Here is a 4,097-nt window from a genome sequence, read left to right as displayed (position 1 = left end):
ATAACGAATGATTCGCGATGAACTCTACTAGAAAAGACTCGTGAACGAACTTTGCCAGCGGCAAATGCAAGCGTTAAAAATTTTGGAAGTCTGGCATAGAAAAGAGGGAAGGTTGACCGGTTAAACCGGCAGGTCTTCTCCGCGAAACTCCTCTCAGAATGGCATGCTTGACACCTGGCCTGCGGCATTCTATAATGAAAAAACGAAACCAAAAGGTTTCATGTTTACGAGAAAACAAACAAAAAATGGAGGCAATTCAATGAGTGACCAAACAGCAAACACGCTGCCGGATATCCGGCAAACCGTAACGTTCAACGCCCCGATCAAGAAAGTCTGGGATGCGGTGGCAACTTCCGAAGGCATCGCCGCCTGGTTTATGCCGAATGATTTTCAACCCGTGATCGGTCACGAATTTCACCTGAACGCCGGACCGTACGGCATGTCGCCTTGCAAAGTGACGGAACTAGATCCGCCCAACCGGCTTTCTTTCAGGTGGGGACAAGACTGGACCTTAACATTCGAGCTGCGGGAAGTCGCCGGCAAAACGCAGTTCACGCTCATCCATTCCGGCTGGGATGCCGCGAAGGTTACGGAATTTGGCCAGCCGCATCCGGTTGTGCGCGAAAACATGAATCAGGGTTGGGACGGCTTGGTCAAAAAGCTGGGAGCGATGGTGGAGGGCTGAAATGGCTGCTTCCTTGCCGAAACATGACGTTTTTCAGGCGATCGCCGATCCGACGCGGCGCACCATGTTGCAACTGCTGACCGAACGGGAGATGCCGGTAACCGCGATCAGCGAACATTTTCCGATGAGCCGCACGGCGGTTTCCAAACATTTGCGCATTCTGGCCGACGCCGGGCTGGTTAAAAGCCGCAAGACCGGCCGCGAAACGCGGTATCGCCTAAATCCCGATCCGCTGCAGGAAATCAAGCAATGGTTGCGTTATTATGAACGGTTCTGGGAAAACAAACTGACGGCTCTGAAGCGCTATGTCGAAACGGACGACGAGGATTGACGTGGATTGATGGGCAATGGCGAAGTTATGCGAGTTGGCGATTTTCAGGAGGCGCAAGCAATGAACATACACGTATTGCAGCATGTGGCGTTTGAAGGCATCGGCAGCATTGCTGCCTGGGCGGAAGCGAAAGGCTTTTCCCTCTCATTTACGAGGTTGGATTGCGGTCAACCGCTGCCCGTCGGCGAAAGCTTTGATCTGTTGATCGTGATGGGCGGGCCGATGAGCGTCGATGAGGAAGAGGCGTATCCCTGGCTGCGGGCGGAAAAACAATTGATCGCTCAAGCGATTCGGCAAGGGAAAAAGGTGCTCGGCATCTGCCTGGGCGCGCAGTTGATCGCCGCTGTGCTGGGCGGGAAGGTAACGCGGAATCGGTATAAGGAGATCGGCTGGTTTCCGGTAACCTTGACGGAAGAAGCCCGGCGGGCGCCGCTATGGAGACATTTTCCGCGGGTGTTTCCCGCGTTCCATTGGCATGGCGATACGTTCTCCATCCCGCCCGGCTGTGTCAAGATTGCCGCGAGTGAAGCTTGCGCCGATCAGGCGTTTGTGCTCGATTCTCGCGTTGTCGGGCTGCAATTTCATCTGGAAGCGACGGAGCAGTCGGTTGACGCGCTGCTAAAGCATTGCCGCGCCGATTTGACGCCGGGCGATTATGTGCAGCAAGCGGCAGCGATACGGGCGCAAAGGGAATATTTTCCGGTTATCCGCGGCTTGCTGTTCGGATTGCTGGACCGTTTGGTTGAATGCGAAAATCAATAGCTCCGGCGGTTAAAACCGGAGCGTTTCGCCTTGCGCAAGCACTTTTAACCGTTCAGGGCCTAACCCGCGCTGTGCCCAGCTCTGATGCAGCCGGTCCAAAGCTTCCTTGGGCGTATCGTCCGCCAACCGAAACGCGCCGTAATGCATCGGCACCATCCATTCCGCCTGCAAGTCAATGTAGCTTTGCACCGCTTCTTCCGGCGAAACGTGCTGGTTTTTCATAAACCATTCCGGCTCGTACGCGCCGATCGGCATCAGCACAACGTCGATCCGATACCGCTTGCCGATCGTCTTGAATTCATCATGATATCCGCTGTCCCCGACAAAATAAATGGTTTTCCCGTTGCTGTGAATCACCCATCCGCCCCATAACGATTTGTTCAAATCGCGCAAAGTCCGGCGCGACCAATGCCGCGCGGGGACAAATGTAATGGCGATGTCCGTGCGCCGCATTTGTTCCCACCAGGCAAACTCCTTAACTTGCTGAAACCCTTTGCGCCGAAAAAGTTCGCCCAGTCCTAGCGGCACGAGGTAAGTCGGGTCGCCGCTTAGTTTTCTTAGCGTCGGAAAATCCAGATGGTCGTAATGACTGTGCGAAATCAGCACAAAATCCGCCGCCGGCATCGCGTCAAGCGGGAGCCCGGGCGGGGAAAGCCGCTTGGCAAAACCCATCCGCTTTGCCCATACCGGGTCAACCAGCAAATTCAACCCGCCAATTTGGATTAGAAACGAAGAATGTCCGATCCAGGTGAGCGCCGGTGTGCCGCGATTGGCGCGAATGAACTCCACTTCCGGACGCTTCGCAACGGGAACGCGATACGACAAGTCTTTCCGTTTTGATCGTCGTTCCCTCCTCCATCGCAGCAAGTTTTGCAAGCTAACTTTTGTAACCGCACAGTAGCGATCGTCATGTATCATCCGCATCACCTCGCCAGTAACCATTGTAACATAAGGGCGAAGCCGACAAAATTTATGTACGTTCTTGATTGTATCTAGTATAATAAATGCACATAAAAGCATATGGCTGGGGTGGGAGAGTTGAAGCATGATTTGCGGGAAGCGCTGAAAAATCAAATATTGGTCGGCGACGGGGCGATGGGAACATACTTGTACCAATTGGGCTTTCCGGTCGGCATATCCTATGAAGAATTAAATTTGAGCCGTCCGGAAGTGATTGCCGATGTTCATCGCCGTTACTATGAAGCGGGCGCCAGAGTGATCGAAACCAACACGTTTTCCGCCAATCGGGAAAAACTCGCCAAATATGGTTTGGAAGAACAAACCGCGGAGATCAATCGGGCCGGCGCGGCAATCGCGCGCAATGCGGTTGGCGCGGACGCCTACGTGTTGGGGGCTGTAGGTTCCATTCGCGTGGGCAAGCGCAAAAACGTCCGCTCGCAAAAATTGAAAGAAGATTTTCACGAGCAAATTTCCGCGCTGGTTGACAGCGGTGTTGACGGGTTATTATTTGAAACTTTTTATGATTTGGAAGAATTGTTGATCGCGCTGCAAATGGCGCGGCAAGTGTCCAATCTGCCGGTTGTTTGCCAATTTGCCGTGGAAGATACGGCGCGAACGAATGACGGGATTCCATTGGGGGAAGCATTCGCCAGATTAATCGAGAGCGGAGCCGACGCGGTCGGGTTCAATTGCCGCTCCGGCCCGAACGGCATCATGCGTTCCATCGCCAGGCTGCCTGAAGATTTTGCTTTTCCGCTTTCGATATTTCCTAATGCCGGCCTGCCGGATTATGTGGATGGCCGGATAACGTATAAATCGACGCCGGAATATTTTGCCGATTGCGCCGTCAAGTTTGCCGGGATGGGGGCGAAGATTATAGGCGGTTGCTGCGGCACAACGCCGGAACATATTAATGCGATCAGCGCTGCTCTTGACAGCGTGCAAAAAAACATGTCCACAGGCGCGCCGGCATTGGAGAAATTTACGCTGTCGGAAGCAGACGCGGAACCGTTGTCCGAGCAGCGCGCGGAAGACACGAACGGCACGAGCGAAGCGGTACATGAAGGTAGCATCATAGATCTGGTGCGTTCACGCCATACGGTGATCGTGGAACTCGATCCGCCGCGCGATCTTGATTTGACCCGCTTTATGGAAGGCGCGTCGCTCCTTAAACAGGCGGGCGCGGATGCCATCACGATGGCCGACAATTCACTGGCGGTAACGCGTATGAGCAATATGGCGGTAGGCACATTGCTCAAAGAAAAGCTGGGCATACGCCCCATCGTGCATATCGCTTGCCGCGACCGCAATTTGATCGGGACGCAGTCGCATTTGATGGGTTTGCATGCGTTGGGGATC

The 4,097-nt window shown here is 54.1% G+C and carries 5 protein-coding genes; 4 read left to right on the top strand and 1 reads right to left on the bottom strand.

Going from position 1 to position 4,097, the window contains the following annotated elements:
• Nucleotides 1–259: 259 nt before the first annotated feature.
• The 3 genes from VF260_06780 to VF260_06770 are packed head-to-tail and all read left to right on the top strand — an operon-like array spanning nt 260 to nt 1,778.
• Nucleotides 260–685 (top strand): SRPBCC domain-containing protein, encoded by a 426-nt coding sequence (locus tag VF260_06780; GenBank protein HEX7056886.1) that lies wholly within the window; start codon nt 260–262, stop codon nt 683–685.
• 1 nt (nt 686) lies between these two features.
• Entirely contained in the window at nt 687–1,016 is a 330-nt protein-coding gene (locus VF260_06775; protein ID HEX7056885.1) for a metalloregulator ArsR/SmtB family transcription factor, read from the top strand.
• Between the two features lie 60 nt (nt 1,017–1,076).
• Nucleotides 1,077–1,778, top strand: coding sequence for a type 1 glutamine amidotransferase (locus VF260_06770; protein ID HEX7056884.1), 702 nt, complete (start codon nt 1,077–1,079; stop codon nt 1,776–1,778).
• A 9-nt stretch (nt 1,779–1,787) separates the two neighbouring features.
• On the opposite strand, the gene VF260_06765 is transcribed toward VF260_06770, so the two are convergent.
• Nucleotides 1,788–2,696 (bottom strand): MBL fold metallo-hydrolase, encoded by a 909-nt coding sequence (locus VF260_06765; GenBank protein HEX7056883.1) that lies wholly within the window; start codon nt 2,694–2,696, stop codon nt 1,788–1,790.
• A gap of 120 nt (nt 2,697–2,816) precedes the next feature.
• On the opposite strand from VF260_06765, the gene VF260_06760 reads away from it, so the two are divergent.
• The coding region (locus tag VF260_06760; protein ID HEX7056882.1) for a bifunctional homocysteine S-methyltransferase/methylenetetrahydrofolate reductase at nt 2,817–4,097 on the top strand (1,281 nt) is incomplete at its 3' end.

The sequence above is a fragment of the Bacilli bacterium genome, from assembly GCA_036381315.1.
Lineage (GTDB): Bacteria > Bacillota > Bacilli > Paenibacillales > KCTC-25726 > DASVDB01.
Note: the sequence above shows the minus strand (reverse complement) of the source record. Positions and strands in the feature narration are given on the sequence as shown.

Excerpts from the sequence above, each read along its gene's own strand:
- VF260_06780 (HEX7056886.1), top strand. The coding sequence starts at position 260 with ATGAGTGACCAAACAGCAAACACGCTGCCGGATATCCGGCAAACCGTA.
- VF260_06775 (HEX7056885.1), top strand. The coding sequence starts at position 687 with ATGGCTGCTTCCTTGCCGAAACATGACGTTTTTCAGGCGATCGCCGAT.
- VF260_06765 (HEX7056883.1), bottom strand. The coding sequence starts at position 2,696 with ATGATACATGACGATCGCTACTGTGCGGTTACAAAAGTTAGCTTGCAA.
- VF260_06770 (HEX7056884.1), top strand. The coding sequence starts at position 1,077 with ATGAACATACACGTATTGCAGCATGTGGCGTTTGAAGGCATCGGCAGC.